This is a genomic window from Mangrovimonas sp. YM274, assembly GCF_030908385.1.
In the GTDB taxonomy this organism is placed as follows: domain Bacteria; phylum Bacteroidota; class Bacteroidia; order Flavobacteriales; family Flavobacteriaceae; genus Mangrovimonas_A.
This window is the reverse complement of sequence record NZ_CP133091.1, coordinates 2,588,777-2,608,269: the sequence shown is the minus strand read 5'-3', so window position 1 is coordinate 2,608,269 and position 19,493 is coordinate 2,588,777. Positions and strand designations below refer to the sequence as shown.

General features: G+C 37.3%; 18 protein-coding genes. 6 read left to right on the top strand and 12 right to left on the bottom strand.

What is annotated here, in order from left to right; translation table 11 throughout:
• Nucleotide 1 precedes the first annotated feature (1 nt).
• The gene (locus RBH95_RS11230) at nt 2–874 is read left to right on the top strand and encodes a hypothetical protein (protein ID WP_307899683.1); all 873 of its coding nucleotides are present in this window, start codon (nt 2–4) and stop codon (nt 872–874) included.
• A gap of 31 nt (nt 875–905) precedes the next feature.
• Here RBH95_RS11230 and RBH95_RS11225 read toward each other — a convergent pair whose 3' ends face one another.
• Nucleotides 906–1,850 carry a hydrogen peroxide-inducible genes activator gene (locus tag RBH95_RS11225; protein ID WP_307899682.1) on the bottom strand — a complete coding sequence of 315 codons (945 nt, stop codon included), beginning with the start codon at nt 1,848–1,850 and terminating at the stop codon, nt 906–908.
• Nucleotides 1,851–1,956: 106 nt separating this feature from the next.
• On the opposite strand from RBH95_RS11225, the gene RBH95_RS11220 reads away from it, so the two are divergent.
• Nucleotides 1,957–2,436, top strand: coding sequence for a Dps family protein (locus RBH95_RS11220; protein ID WP_307899681.1), 480 nt, complete (start codon nt 1,957–1,959; stop codon nt 2,434–2,436).
• 114 nt (nt 2,437–2,550) lie between these two features.
• Here the strand turns inward: RBH95_RS11220 and RBH95_RS11215 are convergent, their stop codons facing one another.
• From RBH95_RS11215 to RBH95_RS11180, 8 genes are all read right to left on the bottom strand, one after another.
• The gene (locus RBH95_RS11215) at nt 2,551–4,743 is read right to left on the bottom strand and encodes a hypothetical protein (RefSeq protein WP_307899680.1); all 2,193 of its coding nucleotides are present in this window, start codon (nt 4,741–4,743) and stop codon (nt 2,551–2,553) included.
• 4 nt (nt 4,744–4,747) lie between these two features.
• Complete coding sequence (locus RBH95_RS11210; RefSeq protein ID WP_307899679.1) at nt 4,748–6,673, bottom strand: transglutaminase family protein; 1,926 nt, start codon at nt 6,671–6,673, stop codon at nt 4,748–4,750.
• A gap of 32 nt (nt 6,674–6,705) precedes the next feature.
• Nucleotides 6,706–8,037: a DUF58 domain-containing protein gene (locus tag RBH95_RS11205; protein WP_307899678.1), complete on the bottom strand. Its 1,332-nt coding sequence runs from the start codon at nt 8,035–8,037 to the stop codon at nt 6,706–6,708.
• A gap of 3 nt (nt 8,038–8,040) precedes the next feature.
• Nucleotides 8,041–9,042 carry a MoxR family ATPase gene (locus RBH95_RS11200; protein ID WP_307899677.1) on the bottom strand — a complete coding sequence of 334 codons (1,002 nt, stop codon included), beginning with the start codon at nt 9,040–9,042 and terminating at the stop codon, nt 8,041–8,043.
• Nucleotides 9,043–9,066: 24 nt separating this feature from the next.
• The gene (locus RBH95_RS11195; protein WP_307899676.1) at nt 9,067–10,287 is read right to left on the bottom strand and encodes a DUF4350 domain-containing protein; all 1,221 of its coding nucleotides are present in this window, start codon (nt 10,285–10,287) and stop codon (nt 9,067–9,069) included.
• A complete protein-coding gene (locus RBH95_RS11190; protein ID WP_307899675.1) occupies nt 10,284–10,958 on the bottom strand; it encodes a DUF4129 domain-containing protein in 675 nt (224 codons plus the stop codon). The genes RBH95_RS11195 and RBH95_RS11190 overlap by 4 nt, the downstream gene beginning before the upstream one ends.
• 75 nt (nt 10,959–11,033) lie before the next feature.
• Nucleotides 11,034–11,906: a hypothetical protein gene (locus RBH95_RS11185; RefSeq protein ID WP_307899674.1), complete on the bottom strand. Its 873-nt coding sequence runs from the start codon at nt 11,904–11,906 to the stop codon at nt 11,034–11,036.
• Nucleotides 11,903–12,880, bottom strand: a complete 978-nt coding sequence (locus RBH95_RS11180; RefSeq protein WP_307899673.1) for a stage II sporulation protein M — start codon at nt 12,878–12,880, stop codon at nt 11,903–11,905. The genes RBH95_RS11185 and RBH95_RS11180 overlap by 4 nt, the downstream gene beginning before the upstream one ends.
• A gap of 32 nt (nt 12,881–12,912) precedes the next feature.
• Here RBH95_RS11180 and RBH95_RS11175 point away from each other — a divergent pair, with 32 nt between their 5' ends.
• A complete protein-coding gene (locus tag RBH95_RS11175; RefSeq protein ID WP_307899672.1) occupies nt 12,913–13,629 on the top strand; it encodes an RDD family protein in 717 nt (238 codons plus the stop codon).
• Nucleotides 13,629–14,234: a trimeric intracellular cation channel family protein gene (locus RBH95_RS11170; protein ID WP_307899671.1), complete on the top strand. Its 606-nt coding sequence runs from the start codon at nt 13,629–13,631 to the stop codon at nt 14,232–14,234. Before RBH95_RS11175 ends, RBH95_RS11170 begins: the two co-directional genes overlap by 1 nt.
• Nucleotides 14,235–14,298: 64 nt before the next feature.
• Here the strand turns inward: RBH95_RS11170 and RBH95_RS11165 are convergent, their stop codons facing one another.
• Complete coding sequence (locus RBH95_RS11165) at nt 14,299–16,461, bottom strand: M3 family metallopeptidase (RefSeq protein WP_307899670.1); 2,163 nt, start codon at nt 16,459–16,461, stop codon at nt 14,299–14,301.
• A gap of 94 nt (nt 16,462–16,555) precedes the next feature.
• Nucleotides 16,556–17,290 carry a peptidylprolyl isomerase gene (locus RBH95_RS11160; protein ID WP_307899669.1) on the bottom strand — a complete coding sequence of 245 codons (735 nt, stop codon included), beginning with the start codon at nt 17,288–17,290 and terminating at the stop codon, nt 16,556–16,558.
• A 37-nt stretch (nt 17,291–17,327) separates the two neighbouring features.
• On the opposite strand from RBH95_RS11160, the gene RBH95_RS11155 reads away from it, so the two are divergent.
• Together RBH95_RS11155 and RBH95_RS11150 are read left to right on the top strand one after the other, a co-directional pair.
• Complete coding sequence (locus RBH95_RS11155; protein WP_307899668.1) at nt 17,328–17,990, top strand: CoA pyrophosphatase; 663 nt, start codon at nt 17,328–17,330, stop codon at nt 17,988–17,990.
• Nucleotides 17,991–18,036: 46 nt separating this feature from the next.
• A complete protein-coding gene (locus RBH95_RS11150; RefSeq protein WP_307899667.1) occupies nt 18,037–18,834 on the top strand; it encodes a 1-acyl-sn-glycerol-3-phosphate acyltransferase in 798 nt (265 codons plus the stop codon).
• 15 nt (nt 18,835–18,849) lie between these two features.
• On the opposite strand, the gene RBH95_RS11145 is transcribed toward RBH95_RS11150, so the two are convergent.
• On the bottom strand, nt 18,850–19,491 hold the full coding sequence (locus tag RBH95_RS11145) for a hypothetical protein (RefSeq protein WP_307899666.1): 642 nt from the start codon (nt 19,489–19,491) through the stop codon (nt 18,850–18,852).
• Nucleotides 19,492–19,493: the final 2 nt, after the last annotated feature.

Genomic DNA, 19,493 nt, shown 5'->3' with positions numbered 1-19,493 from the left:
CTTGAAAGCATGTGATTTATGCAGTTGTAGCAGTAGTAGTGCTAGTTCTGGATTTGGAGATTTAAGCTCCTCAAATTTTATTGGCCTACGGTATATTCAACAGGGATATAAATCTAAGGATGGAATTTTTGAAAACTCTCCCCAAAGTGAGGAAACATTTCACACCTACCAATTGTGGGGGAGAATTCCGTTGTCTGATAAGTTTTATGTGAGTGCCATTGTGCCGTATCAGGATTTGTATAGACATTTTGATGATCGTGTAGAGCATATTAATGGTTTGGGCGATGTCAATGTTATGGGCTGGTACCAGCTTAGTTTTTACAAAAAACAGAAAAACGATAGCTTGGTGTTTGCTACTAAAGAACTATCAGGTCACGGTTTGAATTTTGGTTTGGGAATGAAACTTCCCACAGGTGAATTTGAGGAACAGCTCACCGACAGAGTCAATCCAGGGTTTCAAGTAGGAACAGGAAGTTGGGATGTTTTGGCTACTGTGCTGTATAGTTATAAAAAGAAGAACTTGGGAGTAGGGGCTAGTTTGGCTTATTATTTCAAGACTGAAAATAAGAATGATTATAAGTTCGGCAATCAGCTTAGCGGCGCTGCAAATGTGTTTTATAGCGTGAGTTTGAAAACAATAATATTGAAGCCTTTTATTGGAGTGTCTGGAGATATCTACGAAAATATAGAGCAGTATAGTGAGACATTGGCCAATACCGATGGACATATGTTTAATGGTTCCTTGGGAACTGAAGTTTCCAAGGAAAAATTTGTTTTGGGAGTAAAATATACTTTGCCCATTGCTCAAGATTTGTTTGAAGGGAATGTTAATTTCCAGCAACAGTATGCATTATATCTCAACTACAGCCTGTAGTTGAGATATAATGATTTTAAGTGTTTTGTGTTTATTTTGAAGTAGGCAGTGGGCTGATGATTTCAACATTTTGAAACGCAATGGCACCTCTTATAATTCCCGAAATAACAGACTGTAATGCTTCAACTATTTGCATTTTAAGCTCACTTTTGTGGTAAATGATACTGACTTCTCGGGCAGGGGATGGTTCTTCAAAATGACGCAGGTTAGATTGTAATTTATCATTCAATTCCATAGTATGTAAATATGGTAATAAGGTCATACCAAGACCTTCGTTCGAGAGTTTTACCAAGGTTTCAATACTACCACTTTCCAATTGAAAACTATCATCAACATGGTTTTTGAATACCTTACATAAATTAATGACCCCATCCCTAAAACAATGGCCGTCTTCCAACAATAGCATATCATCTATTTCAAGGTCCTCGGTGCTAATTTTCGATTTTTCGTGAAGTCTATGACTCTCTGGAATATAGGCTACAAAGGGTTCATAGTACAAAACACGCTCTTTTATCAACTCGTTTTGCAAAGGCGTAGCGGCAATGGCTGCATCTAAATGACCTTCACTAATACGGGTAATAATCTCTTCGGTGGTAAGTTCTTCTATAATAAGCTTAACTTTTGGATGCCTTTTAATAAAGGTTTTTAGGAACATTGGCAGTAAGGTCGGCATTACGGTAGGAATGATTCCGAGTCTAAATTCTCCTCCTATAAATCCCTTTTGTTGATCTACAATATCTTGAATCCGGTCAGATTCGTTGACAATATTACGTGCCTGCTGTACAATTTTTCTTCCTACATCGGTCAGTTCGATTGGTTTTTTGCTTCTGTCAAAAATAAGTACATCCAACTCGTCTTCCAATTTTTGAATTTGTGTACTCAAAGTAGGTTGAGTAACGTAGCATTTTTCAGCCGCTTTTGTGAAATTTTTGTATTCTGCAATGGCTAAAACATAGTGTAGCTGGGTTATGGTCATGGGTTATTAATTTAAGCTATAAAAATATAAAAACTATTAATAAAACTTATGGGTGAATGTGTTAATTATCCTGTAAATTTGTATTGAACCTAAAAATCAATATGTTATGACATTTAATAGTATTGGATTAGATACTAAACAAACAAAAGCCATTGCAGAAGACCTAAATGTTTTATTGGCTAATTTTCAAATATATTACCAAAACCTAAGAGGAATACATTGGAATATTAAAGGTAAACGCTTCTTCGATTTACACGTTAAGTTTGAAGAATTATATACCGATGCTAATGTGAAAGTGGATGAAATTGCAGAACGTATACTAACTTTGGGAGCCACACCGTTGCACACCTTTGAAGATTATACTAAAAGTGCCAAAGTACCTGTTGGGAAAAATATTTCTCAAGATGAAAAGGCCGTACGTTTAATAGTAGATTCCTTAAAGGAGTTGTTACAAATTGAAAGAGAGATTTTGGAAGCTTCTGATGAAGCCAATGATGAAGGAACCAACTCCATGATGAGTGATTTTATCACAGAACAGGAAAAAACCGTTTGGATGATGAAAGCTTGGTTGGATGAAAGCATCTAACGAGTTTTAATTGATAATGATTGGTCAAGCCACCGCAATTGCGGTGGTTTTTGTTATAAAAAAGCGCCACAATTATTTAATTGTGGCGCTTTTTAATTCATTCTAATGGATTTACTAGCTGTTATTGCGTTTTAAAAGGATTTTTGCCTCTTCAAAATCGTTAGCTGCTTCCAAAAACTCTACCATCATATTCCAATTTGCATTTGGCTCGAAGTAATTTTTATATACCTTTTCGGTTTTAATAGTAAGGGTATTTCCTTCTATATTGGCCGTACTAATAAAGGCGCCTGTTTCATTTTCTATATGATAGTTTAGTTTTTCTAGACCTGTAACCTCAAAACCATCGGGAATGGCAATGTTGATTTCATTTGTGAAAGAACGAGGGTTACCCAAATATACATTGTGGGTCCGGGCTCGAGTTTTGTCATTGATTTCAAATTGACTACCTATTAATTTGCCTACATTGAAGATATAATTAGGACCAGCCTTTTTGATTAAATCTCCTTTAGTGGTAAAATTCTCTTTGAAACTTAAAGGATCACTAATGTCAAAACGTCCAGTATTTATTACTTCAAAGTTATACTCGTCCAATTCCAAAGCGTATTCATTTGCCGTTGATTTCTTACAAGTTTCCTGTTGCTTTTCTTTAAGCTTTTTTAATAACGCAGCGTACTCTTTTTCTAATCGAGTTCTATTTTTCTTGTTTCTAACATGTTTTAGGATAGGCAAGGTTTCATATTTGTCGTGATCTTCGTAAATAAAGTCGAAATATTCTAGCCTATTTTCTTGCTCACCGGTTTTATTATGCCCTGTATGTGTGGAAACTCTATTCATTTGTAACCCCATGAAATCTTCCTTAAAACTCACTTCCATAACTTCTTTAGAATTGTTGGCTTGGTAAGTTGTGCTAGGAAATGTAAATTGTTCAATCCCTTCGATATTCTTTCTTTTTTCAACTTTTAGAGCGTAGGCTTTTGAGTTTTCCAAAAGAGGAGAGATATTGTTGGCCATGGCGTAAGCGTTAAATAAATCAATATAAACGGGTGTTTCCGTATTTATCTTCAGGACAAAATCGGTGTTATGTTCTAGTAAAAGTTCATCTATAGTACCATTGTAGCGTTTGGTGCCTACAAGGATATCGTAATCAATTTTTTCATCCTTAAGGACGTTAGTAAAATAACGCATGAACCTTTCTTCACTTTTGTATAAGGTTGGAAAATTGTCATAATGTTGATAGAAATTGATGATTTTAGCCTCGTCCATTACAATGGCTTCAATGTATTTGGTCAGGTAGGCATGGCGCATGTAGTAAAATATGGACTTTACTTTTTCTGCATTGGACTTAAAGTCATGGTCGTTGATATATTTTTTTACATCTTTTAATTTTCCATCTGGAGCAAGTCTACTTTCATAAAATTCAAAAACTTCTTCTTGGGAGACTTTCTTTTTGATGGTTGTATCCTCCGCAGGGATAAAGGCATAAGCATCTTCTTGGTTCCCGCGAGTTCGCGCAAAGGTGACGTTAAACTTATAGCAAGGGAGTTCTAGATAAGGGTAAAACCATCTAGGATAAGTGTTTTCTTCAACATCTTTCATTTTAAAGCCGTAGTGCCAATCTCTTCCTTTTTTCCCTGTAGCTGGGTATTTCTCCAATTCAGGGGCTTCATTATAGGTATTGAAACTTATAAAGAAATCTTTTTCGGTATGAAGTTTGAAATCGTAGTTCATGATAGGGTAGTTAGCTTCTACGATACCCTCTACTGATTTAAAACGGTAGAGGTCATTTTCACCTGGAATCATATCGGTGTAGAAGTAGTAATCTATAATATCTCCTTTTTCCAAGTTTGGGATGGCAATTTTTCTTTCATCATCGCCTTCGATGATTTCTTCCTTGGTGTTTACGATATACTCTTCTCCGTTGGGTTTGATTACTTTGACTCCTAAATAAAAAGTATTGGTGACTACACTGGTACCAATGCGTCTGTATTGGTTGTCATTTTTGTACTTAAATTCGGAATATTCTGTTACTGCGGCTTGATCTAATAATTTAATTCTGTTTCTTACCAATTTGGTGTATTCTATACTGTTTTGAGGACGTATGTAGTAATAGTCTACTGAACGAACTATATAAACAGCTGATTCATTTTGCCATTTCTCAGGAATGTCAAAAACGTCGTTGTAGGGACCTCTTTTGCTCCAAATTTTGGCTTCAATTTTCTTTATCTTTTTGAGTTGTTCTTCAGATTGCGCCTGTAGGGCGAATACCGTAAATAAGCATAATAGACTTAAGGCTAAATTTTTTGTCATGTTTTTAGTTGTTGTTTGGTTTGGTTAATAATAGTTGTTCATTGTATATTTTTTTGAGCTGTTTTATTGTGTTGTTCCAGAGTTGGAAATTACGCTGCTTTATTTGGGCGTTTTTAATAACAAACAATTTGTTGTATTCTAATTTGTTGTCTTGCAATTGAAGCTCCACTTTAATCCTAAAGTCTTCGTTGTCTATGTCGATTGCTTCTGGAAGGTTGTCTATGGCGTAACCTTTAGGGATTTCTAGATTCATTTGAAATTGGTAATGCGTTTTGTATTGGAACATTAGGTCTATTTTACGATCTTCAAGTTCGTAACTTGAGAACTCTTTGTTTGGATCAAGATCTAAGTATATTGTCCCATCAAAACTGGAAATAGCATTTTTAAGGGTCAAGGAATAATCTATAGCCATGTCAGCTTCTCTATTTTCCAAATCAGAGGTCACGATGTTCTCTACTTTGATGTTTTTATCACCATCATCCAAATAGTAGGTTAGGGCCTCCTCTTTTTTATCATTCATTAAGTTGTGGTAATGATAAAGAAATGATGCTCTACTTTCTCCTTTAAAAGTGCGTTTGGCTGTTCCTGTAATTTCCTCATCAACTATTTTGGCATTGTAAACAAACGAAGAAGCATTGGTTGCTGCAGTAGAAACTGGAACTGGTTCCAATATGAAATTGTCTCCATCTTCAATCAAGGCTTGCTTTCCTTGGATGCGTTCGGCATATTCTCCAAAGGAATTGTATTTTTCGGTGCCGTCCAAAAAGATTTTCTTTCCGTCTTTAAATAAGGTACAAATCATATGGTTGTCTACAGAAAGGGAAGGCGTAGAGTAATCGTAGGCAATATGTTTGGTGCCAATCCAAGTAAGGCGTACATCAAAACCTGCCTCCACTAGCATTTGTTTGATTAGGTTGGCCATCCCTTTACAGTCTCCATAGCGCTTTTTGAAAACATTTTGGGAATCGTCGGGTTTAAAGCCTGCAATACCGTCTTCAAAGGCAATGTATCTAATATTATCTTGTACCCAATAGTAGATGTTCTTAATTTTTTCTTCATCAGATTTAGCATTGGCGGTTAAGTCGGCCACTTTGCTTTTAAATTCGGCAGGGTTGTCCTTCATTTGATTTATCAGCGAGCTGTACCAAGCATAAAGGTCTGCTGTTTCTCCAAATAGCTTATGCTTTTTATCGTCATAAGTGAATGATTTTGATAAGACTAAGATATGAGGGTAGATGTAACTAGGCCCAGGCATCATTTGTTCATCATAGCGAGCCTCTAGGTTTTTAACGGAATAAGTGATGATAATATCTCCTGTTTTTTCGTCTTTGCTTTCTTTTTTCGTAATATCGAAACCTTCAAAGTTCATTTCTTTGAATTCAATTTCCAACCATTGTGGTATTCTAATTTCAACTTCTTTTTCTAAAATGCGGTATTCATCTGTAAAATGGATGGAGGTAAAATACTTAATGTCTTTGTAGTGCTTTTTCTCTTGAAAAAAATATTGGTAGCCTTGGACAGGAAAATCAACATTTGCATAAATAACTTTGGAGTCGTTGTGAAATAGATCGTTACTGGTGTAGGATTCACGATAGTTTCGTATCGATGCGTAATCTTTATTCCTATGGCTAAAGTAGAAATCCTCAATCTCTATTTCCCCGTTGTAAAAGTCGTACTTCTGGATGTCTGCACGGTTGCTAATGTTCATCATTTGCTGTTCTTGGGAATGGTCAACGGTTACCAAGGTGTTGCGCTTATCAATATCGAATTTAACATAATCCTTAGTATTTAAAAGAATAACGTCTTCTTCGGGGAACTGTTCATTTAATTCTTTTGCTTGTGTAATGTGTTCTGGTGTTGGGTCAAATTTTTTCTGACTATACCCCAACAGGGTAACAAGACCTAAAAGTGGTAGTAGCTTGTTTTTCATAAATAGTTGGTTAATATTGGTTATGGTATTTATTAAAGGAGCCCTCGCGCTTTAATTTCGAGGTATTTATTTATAGTGTTTATAGTTAGATTTTCAGGAGCGGTTAATATAGTTTGTATACCGTGCTTGTTAAGTTCTTTAACCATTAATCGTTTTTCATAGGAGAATTTTTCGGCAATGGTTTTATGGTAAATGCTTTGTAAATCCTCGGCGTCAGTGCTAATTAGGGATTCCAATTCGGTATTCTCAAAGAAAATAACTACCAAAAGATGCGTTTTTGAAATGGCCTGTAGAAATGGTAATTGCCGTTTCAATCCACTAATATGTTCAAAATTGGTATATAGCAACAGTAAACTTCTATGAGTGATCTTTCTCTTGATTTGGGCATATAGCAAACTATAATCACTATCCGTAAATTGGGTGTTGACATTATAAAGAGCCTCCAAAATCCTATTGAGGTAGGTTAATTTTTGGTTGGCTGGCAGGAGAGTTTCAATATTTTTAGAGAAGGTTAAAAGGCCCACTTTGTCCTGTTTTTTTAAAGCAACGTTGCTAAAGGCCAAAGAGGCATTGATAGCATAATCCAAAAGTTTCAGTCCATTAAAGGGCATTTTCATAACACGTCCCGTATCAATAATTGAATAGATGGGCTGCGATTTTTCGTCTTGGTATTGGTTGACCATCAATTGGGCCTTTTTGGCAGTGGCTTTCCAATTAATGGTTCTAAAATCGTCACCAGTTACGTATTCTTTTATTTGTTCAAACTCCAGAGTATGCCCAATGCGGCGTATTTTTTTTAAGCCAAATTCCGTTAGTTTATTGCCGATTGCCAGAAAATCATATTTCTGCATTTGGATAAAGGAAGGGTAAACGGCTACCATTTGCTCATTCTGGAATTGATACTTTCTTTTTACAATTTTAAGGGCTGTAGAGGCGAAAATATTCAATTGGCCAAAGACATATTCACCACGTTCTACAGGGCGCACCAAATAATTGAAATTATGGGTAGCGTTGGATTCCAAAACAGAGGTGTATGAAAAGTCTCTTTTTTGAAATTGAACAGGAAGTTCATCAATGACTTGGATAGAAATTTTAAATGGATATCTGTTGGAAACGGTAATAGGAACTTCATTTTCATCGCTATTTGAAAATTTCTCAGGTAGCATACGCCTTCCTTCTACAGCATTTTTAAAACGATATAGCAATATTAAATCCACTACAAATAGAATGCCTAGGGTTAGTACCATGGCCCATGCTAGAGCATATAAAGCAGTCAGCCAATAGGATGCCAGGAAGCATAGACTGACTATTGCCATGTAGACAAAAAAACGGCCGTGGATGTATAGGGATTTAATAAACTTCATGGGTTATCTCGGCACTTCAACAGATTGTACAACCATATCGATGACCTGTTCTGTGGTCATACCTTCCATTTCACGTTCTGGGGTCAAAATGATTCTATGATTTAATACAGGTGCAATGGCTTTTTTAACATCTTCAGGAATGACAAAATCCCTACCGCTAATGGCTGCAAAAGCTTTGGCGGTATTTAAAATAGCAATGGATGCCCTTGGAGAGCCTCCCAAATATAAATGGGGGTGATTTCTAGTTTTAGACACCAATTCGGCAATGTATTTTATAATCTTTTCCTCGACCAAAATGGCTTGAGTTTTTTCTTTAAAGGCGGCCAATTGTTCCGCATCCAAAACTGGAGAAATTAGTGTCTGTGGTTGTTTGCCCTGACGTTGGTGATGGGTGTCCAAAATTTTAATTTCTTCTTCCAACGATGGATAATCCACTTTTATTTTGAACAGGAAACGATCCAATTGCGCCTCGGGAAGGGCATAGGTGCCTTCCTGCTCAATTGGGTTCTGCGTGGCCAAAACCATAAAAGGGGCTTCAAATTTATAAGTGGTACCGTCTATGGATGCCTGTCTTTCCTCCATGGTTTCAAATAGGGCTGCCTGTGTTTTCGCTGGGGCTCTGTTGATTTCGTCTATCAGGACAATGTTTGAAAAAATAGGGCCTTTTTTAAATTCAAAATCGGAGGTTTTCATGTTCAATACAGAAGTTCCCAATACATCACTCGGCATTAAATCGGGGGTGAACTGAATTCTGTTGAAGTCTGTTTTCAATACCTTGGCAAATAGCTTAGCAGTGACCGTTTTTGCAATTCCCGGCACCCCTTCAATAAGGGCGTGGCCATCGGCCAATAGGGCTACAATAAGTAATTCTACAAACTGGTCTTGACCAACAATGACTTTTTGTAGTTCAGCCTTAATTTGTTCTACGGCATTTTTTAGATCCTCGAGAGGAATGCGGTTATTGAATTCCAAATTGTCCTGTTGTGGTGTTATCTGTTCGTCCATATTACAATATTTTAAGCATGCACCTTAGGCATGTTTGGATTTAAAAGTTTCAATTAAGTTGTTAAGTGTTTCCAATTCCGAGGCGGATATGTTTGGTGTATTTGATATGCTTTCAATGGTGTTCAATAGAGTCTTGGTAGCTTCAACACTGTTGTTGCTTCTTGCCGCTAGGTTTTTGATAAATTCAGTATTAATGGTTTCGGTAGATAGGTAAAGTTGGGTGCGAATGTAATCCATAAAATGCTGAATTTTATGCAGTGCAATGTCATGATGGTTGCCTTTTTCAAAATACATGTTGGCAATAGTTCTAGTAAAATCAAGGGTTTGGTTGCGCAATGGGTTTACTATAGGAATGGCCCTTTGTTTGCGTTTGCCTTCAAAAATGATATAAAAGACAACACCTATGAGCATGATGTAATAGGCCCATTTTAAATGCTTGTTATTAAGCATGAGGTACAAGGGGGAACTGTAAAATATTTTACCAGATTTATGATACTGGTCCAAGTAAATGGGCTGCTCCTCACTAAAATACGACATCAGACTTGCTGCGTATTGTTGGTTTGGAGCTGTGAGCATAAAATAATTGGTAAAGGCCTGTGGAAATAAGCTCACAATAACGGTCCCTTCTCCAAAAGGGGTTTTAATGATATTGGGGTGGGCAACTTTTAACGAATCTGAACTATTCACTTTTTCAACAACGCCTACAACTTTGGAGTTTAAAGTGTCAATCGAGCTGAAGTAAAGTAAGGAGCTCTGTATTTCTTCATTGTTGAAAGTAACCTTATCGGTATACAGGGCCTTGTTTTTTAGTTGAAGTTCGTAATCAAATCCAAAACCATCAAGTTGGCTTAAATATGAAGTCTCCAGCTTTAAGGTGTCTAATAATTGGTTTTCCAAAGCTGAAGATGCCACAAAAAGTGTATTGCCGTTAGAGGTCCAATCCAAAAGTCTGTCCAGTTCGCTTTGGCCAAAATTAATGTCGTTGTTTATAAAGACATAGGTCCCCGTGACGTCAGGATTGTTTTCAAGATATTCAAAGGGAGGTCGGTCTAAATTGATAGGTTTAGAGGCTGCAAACAACCTGTCCAATTGTTCATGGAACACATAAGTACCCATGGGAATTTTATGGTGTTTGGCGTAGGACGGGAACCAATTGAGCTCATTGGGTTTGGTTGCTTCCAAGGCGACGATGCTCAATAAAGTAAAGACCGCTAAGGCTATATATATTTTTCCCTTTCTATTCAAATTGTTTTGAGGCTTAGGTTTAATTTTTCAAAAACGGTACTTAGGGTTCCAAATTTAAGGTCATCAATAGGAAACTCTCCATACCATACATAATCATAAATGCGTGTAATGGTTGTAAATTCAGTTTTTAATTGGTCTTGCGAAATTTCCTTTATGTAATCTTCATTGGTTTTTTGTTGTTTCCAATCAATAATCTGTTTTTCGGATAGGTGCTTTAACGATTGGAGATAATGATATCTGATAGCCAACCGATAGTTGTTTTGCGAAATGGCTTTCTGTATCAAACTTTGAATGTCTTCATTTTTTATGATATGTTCATCATCCGAAAACTTTACTGTAGGGGGATTAGCCTGTCCGTAAACAATATTTTTTGACTTGACTTTCAGAAAAAATTTCAAGAATAAAAAAACAAGTGTTGCAAAAGCCAAATAGGGAAAGGCAGTCAAAATAAAGTTCAAAATTCCCGTTGCGTGACCCACGCCAAAAATGGCTTCCAAAATTGCCCTCAAGATATCTATAAAAAAGGAGGAAACACTTTGGAAGAATTCGGCAATGGCATTGTCGCCTTCAGGAGTTTCAATATAGTTGAAATCGCTGTCTTCGTTGTATTTGCTAAGATCTTCCTGGCTAATGCGCTTAACATCTACAGGACTGTCGTCTAAGTGCACCATTAGAGAATCTTTTTGCGCAACGGCTAGAGATCCTAATAGAAATACAAATGTTACTATGAAATTTTGAAACCGCATTTATTGGTCTGTGTTTCCAATGGCCTTAATTCGTTCCATGGTACCTGTAAAGTTTTTGCGTTCATTTAAATTGAAATATACAAAAGAGGTCCCAATGGTAACCAAAAGGTTCAAGGCATATTGGAATAAGGAACTCAAAACATTGAGAAGAATCATTACGGGATCCTTCATTTGGTTCATGTTTGCAGGATCTATAGCTCCGCTAAAGACGCCTGATTTAATAAGTGAGTAGATTGCAGTAGGAACTGAAAAGATACTGGCTGCAACCAAAATAATGATATAAAAAACAATTAAGGTGGCTAGCGTTATCCAGAATTCATCTTTTATTAAAGTAAACCCATAGCCATAAGCATCTCCAGCAGTCATTTCTCTAAACACCAAAATAGGTAATACTACCGCCATTGGAACAAAAAAGTAGAACACGGGCAAGCAGCATACTAACGCGGCAATTATGATGGTAAGCCCTTTAAGGAAAGAAAGTCCTAAAAAGCTCCAAAAGGTCTGTTTTACATTTTGTTTAATTTCCAGGATATTGGTCTCTCCCTTATTTTTAATGTACGATTTAATATAGTGCAATGCCGCAGAGGTCGTTGTGGTGTAGGCCAAAATTGCACAGACCAAATAAATTAAATAGACAGAAACAAATACCAATGGATTGGTGTCGGGGAAGCCACTGCCTAATTCAAAATTAAAACTGTCCCCTATAGTATAAACGTAAAATACCTGAGATACCAAAAAGAGGGCAATATAGGGACCTGCTATTTGGAAAATGGCTTTAAATAGGGGCTTGAATTCATTTCTAAAAAAAGCAAAAGTATCGGTTAAAATAGCTCCAAGTTCGCGCTGTTGTTTAAATTCTATATAGGATTTCATTGGTTTGGGGTTAGTGTTTTGGTTGATTTTTTATGTAATTGAATGGGGTATATCACGTAGTAATATAAAATACAAAATAGGGAGCTGCCAATAATGAAAATAGCAAGCCAATCGGGCATTTCGGTGTGACGCGTCACAAACCCTTCTAGAAAGCCCGCCACTACAAAAAACGGAAGGGTGCTCAGTAATATTTTTAATCCGTTAATGATGCCTCGTTTAAAGGAGTCCAATCGGGTATAAGTTCCAGGGAACAGGATGCCGTTTCCAACTACCAAACCTGCGCAACCGGCAATGATGATTACCGAAATTTCAAAGGTTCCATGAATCCAAATGGTTCTAGCTGATTCCCAAAACAATCCTTTTTCGTAAAAGAAATACTGAAAACTTCCCAACATAATACCATTTTGGAGCATTACGTACAAGGACCCAACACCAAATAAAATGCCATAAACAAAAGCCATCATGGCTACCTTGATATTGTTAATGGTAATGCCTAAAAACATATTCACTTCCCCCATCTTTTTATATACGGCCATAGGGTCGTTGTTTTCAATATTTTCAAGGGTCATGTTCACATAGCTGTCCCCCATTATGGCTCTAACAAAGTCGCCTTCATGGGCTGTCGAATAGGCCCCGACAATTGAAAAAAGGGCAAAAACCAAAAATGCAATTAACAATTCACGCTGATGATAGTAGAACTGTGTAGGGAATTCGGTTTTGAAAAAAGCGATAAGTCTGTTTTTGGATTCCTTTTTGGTGGTGTAAATTTTTAAATGTGCCTTAGAAGCCAATTGGTTTAAATAGCGTTCGGTGTTGCTGTTGGGATAAAACGTCTTGGCGTAGCTTAAATGGTCAGTAATTTCAATATAGAGGTCGGAAAGCTCATTTGGGTTTACCGTAGTTTTATTTGAAAGAATGTTTTCAAATTGTAACCATTTATTTTTATTTTGCTTGGCGAAAGCAGCTTCACGCATAGGTAGCTATTTGCTTTCAAAGAAAAGAAAATATGGAAAAATTTCAAATAGAAACTGCGCAAAATGTAGGCATCCATCAAAATGTAGCCGGCATTGGGGATAGGATATTGGCATATTTGTTGGACTCTTTAGTGGTAGGCTGTTATATTATATTGGTAATTATGCTTTTAGCAGCTTTAGATATGGACTTGGGAGATCAATGGGCGGTATCCTTATTGGTAACACTTCCTGCTTTTTTGTATTATCTGTTGTTGGAAACCTTTTGGAATGGACAAACTATAGGGAAGTATGCCTTAAAAATAAGAGTAGTGAAATTGGATGGATCGAAACCGACCTTTGCCAATTATTTTGTGAGATGGATTTTAAGGATTATCGATGTGAGCCTTTCCAGTGGGGGTGTAGCCATATTGACCATTTTGTTTAAAGGAAATGGGCAGCGCCTAGGAGATATGGCGGCAGGAACTACAGTTATAAGTGAAAAGGACTTTATTTCGGTGAATGATATGGTGTTAAGAGATTTGCCAACGGATTATATACCTACCTATACTCAAGTTACCTTGTTTAAGGACAGTGATATGCAAACCATAAAAGGGTTATATCAAGATGCCAAGAGAAATGGGCAGCATAATGTAATTGTGATGCTGCATGATCAAATTGTAAAAGTGATTGGTATTGAACCCAAGGAAAAACCAATTGATTTTGTAGACACCGTAATCAAGGACTATAACTACTATACACAACAGATGTAATGTTTTTTCAAATTATTGATATACTAGGAACCATAGCTTTTGCTATTTCAGGAGTTTTGGTGGCCTTGAGTAAAAAGATGGATCCTTTTGGTGTGTTTATTATTGCCTTTGTAACAGCGGTTGGAGGCGGAACCCTTCGTGATGTCCTAATTGGCCAAACACCGGTTTCGTGGATGACTAATATGACTTATGTGTACGTCATTTTTGGAGCCACCTTATTTGCTGTTTTATTTAAAAGTAAACTAAACTATTTAAGAACCTCTTTGTTATTGTTTGATACTATTGGTATTGGCCTGTATACTGTGGTGGGAATTGAGAAAGGGCTGGTGGCCTCACTAAACCCTTTAATTTGTATTTCCCTAGGCACCATGACCGCTTGCTTTGGCGGGGTAATTCGTGATATATTATGCAATGAGATTCCTGTCATCTTTAGAAAGGAAATTTATGCTACAGCTTGTATTTTAGGTGGGACAACCTATTTTGTGTTGAGGCAATTGCCCATCGAAGAGAATTTTATTTTTGTTGTGGCAGCTTTGGTTGTGATAGTAATAAGGCTTTTAGCTGTTAGATTCAAGATAAGTTTACCAAGTTTGTATAGAGAATAGAAATTAGATAGAGCACAAAAAAACCACGCATTTGCGTGGTTTTTTTGTGGAATGAACGTCTTAATTATTTAACTGGAAACCCACGGTCTCTCATCAAGGCTTCAATTTCGGCATCACGGCCTCTAAATAAGCGGTAAGCTTCTGCTGGATCCATCGAGTTTCTTGGGGCAAATAAATATTTCACTAATTTATCGGCAACTTCTTTATCGTAGAATCCTCCTGGCGCTTCAGCAAAGGCTTCAGATGCATCACTCGTCAATACATCAGCCCACATGTAACCGTAGTATGCAGTGGCATATCCTTCACCAGAGAATACGTGGCCAAATTGAGGTGTTCTATGACGCATTGGCAATTCTTTAGGCATGTTCAATTCTGCTAAAGTCTCACGCTCAAATTTGTCGATATCGATGTTTGTAGGATCTGCTAAGTGCAATTTCATGTCTATTAAAGCAGAAGCCAAGTATTCTGTAGTAGCAAACCCTTGGTTAAAGGTGGATGCTTTTTTAATTTTCGCAACCAATTCAGCCGGGATAGGCTCTCCTGTTTTGTAGTGTACCAAAAACTTGTTGATAACCGCATCTGTAGATAACCAGCGCTCTAATAGTTGCGACTGGAATTCGGTATAATCTCTAACACCGCTATTCAATGTTGGGTATTTTACATTAGCAGAGAAGAAGTGTAATGCGTGACCAAATTCGTGGAAGAAGGTGTTAGCATCATCCCAAGATACTAATACAGCTTCACCTGGAGCAGGTTTTACGAAGTTGGAGTTATTGGAAGCCAATACGCTTTTTTCTCCTTCAAAAGATGTGTAGCTTCTATAGGTGGTTGCCCAAGCACCAGAACGTTTTCCTTCACGTGCATACGGGTCTAGGTACCAAAGTCCTACTAATTTTCCTGAATCTTTATCGGTTACTTCCCAAACGTTTACATCTTCGTGGAATACAGGTACGCTTCCTTCTTTAACAGGTGTAAAATCATAATTGAACAATTCTCCCGCAACGTAGAATAATGCTTGGGTTAATTTATCCAATTGCAAGTATTGTTTTACTTCGTCACTGTCTAATTCGTATTTCTTCTGACGTACTTTTTCTGCGTAGTATCTGTAATCCCAAGGCTCGATGGTAATATTGTCTCCATTAGCATCGGCAATAGCTTGCATGTCTGCCACTTCTTCGGCAACTCTACCAATAGCCGCTGGCCAAACAGCCATCATTAAATCCATAGCATTTTCTGGGTTTTTAGCCATACGGTCTTGTAAACGCCATTGTGCATAGTTGTCGTAACCCATTAATCCAACACGCTCTTTACGGAGTTTTAGAATTTTGGCAATCAAAGCATTGTTGTCATACTCATCGCCGTTGTCTCCTCTAGCGTAGTAATTGGTCCAAACTTGCTTGCGTAAGTCACGCTCGGTAGAGTAGGTAAGGAACGGATCCATTGACGAGCGCGTATTGGTGATGGCATATTCACCTTCATGGCCTTTATCGGTAGCGATTTTAGCTGCAGATTTGATAAACCCTTCTGAAAGCCCTCCTAATTGCTCTTTGTTAAGGTAGGTTACATAGTTTTCTTCATCGTGTAACAAGTTATCCGAAAACTTGTTGTAAAGACTTGATAATTCTTTATCGATTTCAGCATAACGAGCCTTTTTTTCAGCATCAAGATTGGCACCGTTCATTTCAAAACGCTTGTAAGTCAAGTCAACGACACGTTGTTGATCTGCTTCCAAAGGTGTTGTTTGAGACGCATCGTAAACTGTTTTGATGCGTTGGAACAACTTCTCGTTTTGTGAAATCTTAGAACCGTACTCAGATAATTTAGGCGCTAATTCAGCTTGAATGGTTCTAAATTCTGGTGTAGAAACGTTGCTGCTCATAATGCCGTAATAAGCATATACACGATCCAGGGTTTTTCCGGAACTTTCCATAGCTACAATGGTATTTTCAAAGGTAGCTGGTTCTGGATTGTTGGCAATTTTATCAATTTCTTGAAGGTGCGATTCCATAGCCGTTTCCATAGCTTGTTTGATATCGGTTACCTTCATTTTATCAAAGGCAGGAACACCTCCGTAAGGGCCTGTCCATTCTTGTAGCAAAATGTTTTCGGTATTGGTTGCCATAGCAGTGTCTTCTGTTTGATTAGGGACATCTTTGCAAGAGGTAAATGCAACTAAAGCACATAATCCAAAGGCCTGGACGTGTTTAGTGATACTTTTTTGTTTCATTTAGAATTAGTTTTTATTAATGGCCTCGAAGGTATTAAATCTCTGTTGAATATTGCGTGAATTTTTCGTTAAAACCTTAGCTTGTAGTAGGGTTTTAATCGATAATTTCTACTTTTCTTATATAGATATTGTGAAGAGGCCATTCTGCCTTGTCCGTTTTTTGAGCCGCAATTGTATCTACCACGTCCATGCCCTTTATGACTTTCCCAAAGGCTGTATAAGCACCGTCTAAATGATGAGCGCCACCTTGTTTTTGGACAATGAAAAACTCATAAGGGGAAGCTAACTTATAGGCGTTTTCAATTTCGCTGCTAGGCATGCTTACAATACCACGGTCATGCTTGAAACCTTTTTTGGTGTCTGGCGGAAGAAGGTATTTACCAATGTTGCTCCTTTTTTTGGAGATGTTATAATCATCGGAGCTCCCTCCTTGGATGATGAAATTATTCACAACACGATAAAATTGAGTATCGTCGAAATAGTGTTGTTTGGTCAAGAAAATGAAATTGGCTCGGTGGAACTTTGTTTCGTCAAAAAGTAAAATGTCAATCTCACCAAAATCGGTGGTAATACGCACCTTATTCTCCTTGTTTTCTTTTTCGTATTCCAAAAAGAATTCCATGACATTGTCATCGGTAAGCCGTGGGAATTTTCGTTTTGGCGTAGTATTAGTGGCCTTTACTTTAGGTTTTATCTGGGGTGTGCTTGTGGAATCTACCTTTGAAGTTGTGTTTTTTTTCTTGGATTGCGTACCTTCACAGTTGGTAAGAACAGAAAAGGAGAGCAATATTAGAGTTGTTGTTGTTAGAGTCTTGATAATATTGGACATCTGTGTATATTTACGGATTTGTTAATTTCCTGAGTGATTGGGCAAATACAAAAAGCGTATGGAGTTTGATGCATTCACTAAGTTGGTTTCAAAAATAAAAAATCTGCCACTTCCGGGAGAAGCCTCGCAGGTTAAAATGTCGCCACCGTTCCGTTTGGAGCTGATGAAGCAACAGGAACAGGCTATGAAACACTCTAAAAATGCAGGCGTGATGGCCCTGTTTTATCCTGACGAAAGATTGTATACCAAATTGGTGCTTATCTTACGGAAAACCTATCGGGGTGTACATTCGGCCCAAGTTGGGTTTCCTGGAGGCCGTTACGAGCATGAAGATCGTGATTTGGAGGTAACCGCCTTGCGTGAAACGCATGAAGAAATTGGAGTGCCTATTTCAGACATTAGTGTTGTAAAACCTTTGACCCGCCTATATATCCCACCTAGTAATTTTACTGTATACCCATTTTTGGGTGTCACCAACAAAACCCCAAGTTTCATCAAGCAGGAAGATGAGGTAGAAGATGTAATAGAAGTTCCTTTTGGACATTTTATTGATGATGGCTGTCTAACAAGTGCCATTGTAGACACTTCTTACAAAATTAAAGTGGAGGTCCCTGCCTTTAAATTGAATAATCATATTGTTTGGGGGGCTACAGCCATGATGCTTAGTGAGTTAAAAGACTTGTTAAAACAGGGGTCATAAAATCATAGAATTGTTACTTTTGTAGCTTTGTAAAAACTTAAAGGGTATGGGATTGTTTAAAAAAAATCCTTTTGGACATATATTGTTTATTAAGAAATGGTTAATCCGTGTTTTGGGTGTTATTACCCACAGACGTTTTAGGGGGTTTAACGAACTTCAAATTGAAGGGTCTGAAATTATAAAGAACCTTCCCGACAGGAATGTGCTGTTCATTTCTAATCACCAAACCTATTTTGCGGATGTCGTGGCTATGTTCCATGTATTCAACGCCAGTTTAAGTGGGAGAATAGATTCCATTAAAAATGTGGGATACCTTTGGAACCCAAAATTGAATTTATACTACGTTGCAGCCAAAGAAACCATGAAGGCAGGATTACTACCTAAAGTTTTGGCTTATGTGGGGTCTGTGAGTATTGAACGTACGTGGAGAGCCGAAGGCAAGGATGTGAACCGTCAGGTAAAAATGAGTGATATTTCCAATATAGGAAAGGCCTTGGATGATGGCTGGGTAATTACCTTCCCGCAAGGAACCACAACCCCTTTTAAACCTATTAGAAAAGGAACGGCCCATATCATTAAAAAATACAAACCTGTGGTGGTTCCTATTGTAATTGATGGCTTTAGACGTTCTTTCGATAAAAAGGGACTCCGTGTAAAGAAGAAAAATGTTTTGCAATCTTTTGAAATCAAGGAACCTTTGGAAATTGATTACGACAATGATTCTGTAGCAGACATTGTAGAAAAAATTGAATATGCTATCGAGCAGCATCCGTCGTTTTTAAAGGTAATTTCCCAAAAGGAACTCATGGAATTGGAAGAGCTCAATAAACAACGTGAGTGGTAGAAAGTTTTTAGTTGTTTAGATTTCCAACTTTTTAAGTTCGTGGTAGTTTCTATTAAGCTTTTTAAGTAGAATACCATAAACTAACCAATAGAAGCCAAGCAATATCAGGATTACTAGTCCAAATACCAATACAAAGGATAGGAAAACTTTGGCATAGAACATTAAAATATGGCCATTGGCAGAGGCTTCATTTACTTTGGCTATTAAATTCTGATTTTGGTCAAATTCAATAAACAGCACGGCCAAACTGGAAAGTACCATATACACTAAATTGAATGCCACATATTGCTTGACAGTTCTTCTGGTTTTTAAGATATTTTCCATGAGTTGTTTGGCACTGTCCGTAACCGAAATTTTTCGGTAATTTCTATAGAACAGAAGGAAGAAGTAGGCCAATACAATATATCCAAGAACCGTTAAGGGGATCAAAAGGTAACTCCCATCCAGTTCGTTAAAGGATTTAAGGTTTTTAGAGTCTTTCAACAAAAATGAAATCCCTAACCAGAATACAAATTCCAGCATGCTAAGAATAAAGATCCATTTAACGATAGAAGAAGATTTTTTCAAGATCATCTTGTAAATATCATTATAGGATAATTTGGGATAGGTTGTCCCATTTTTATTCCAGTCTTTCTTTAAAAATTCTAATTCATCCATAT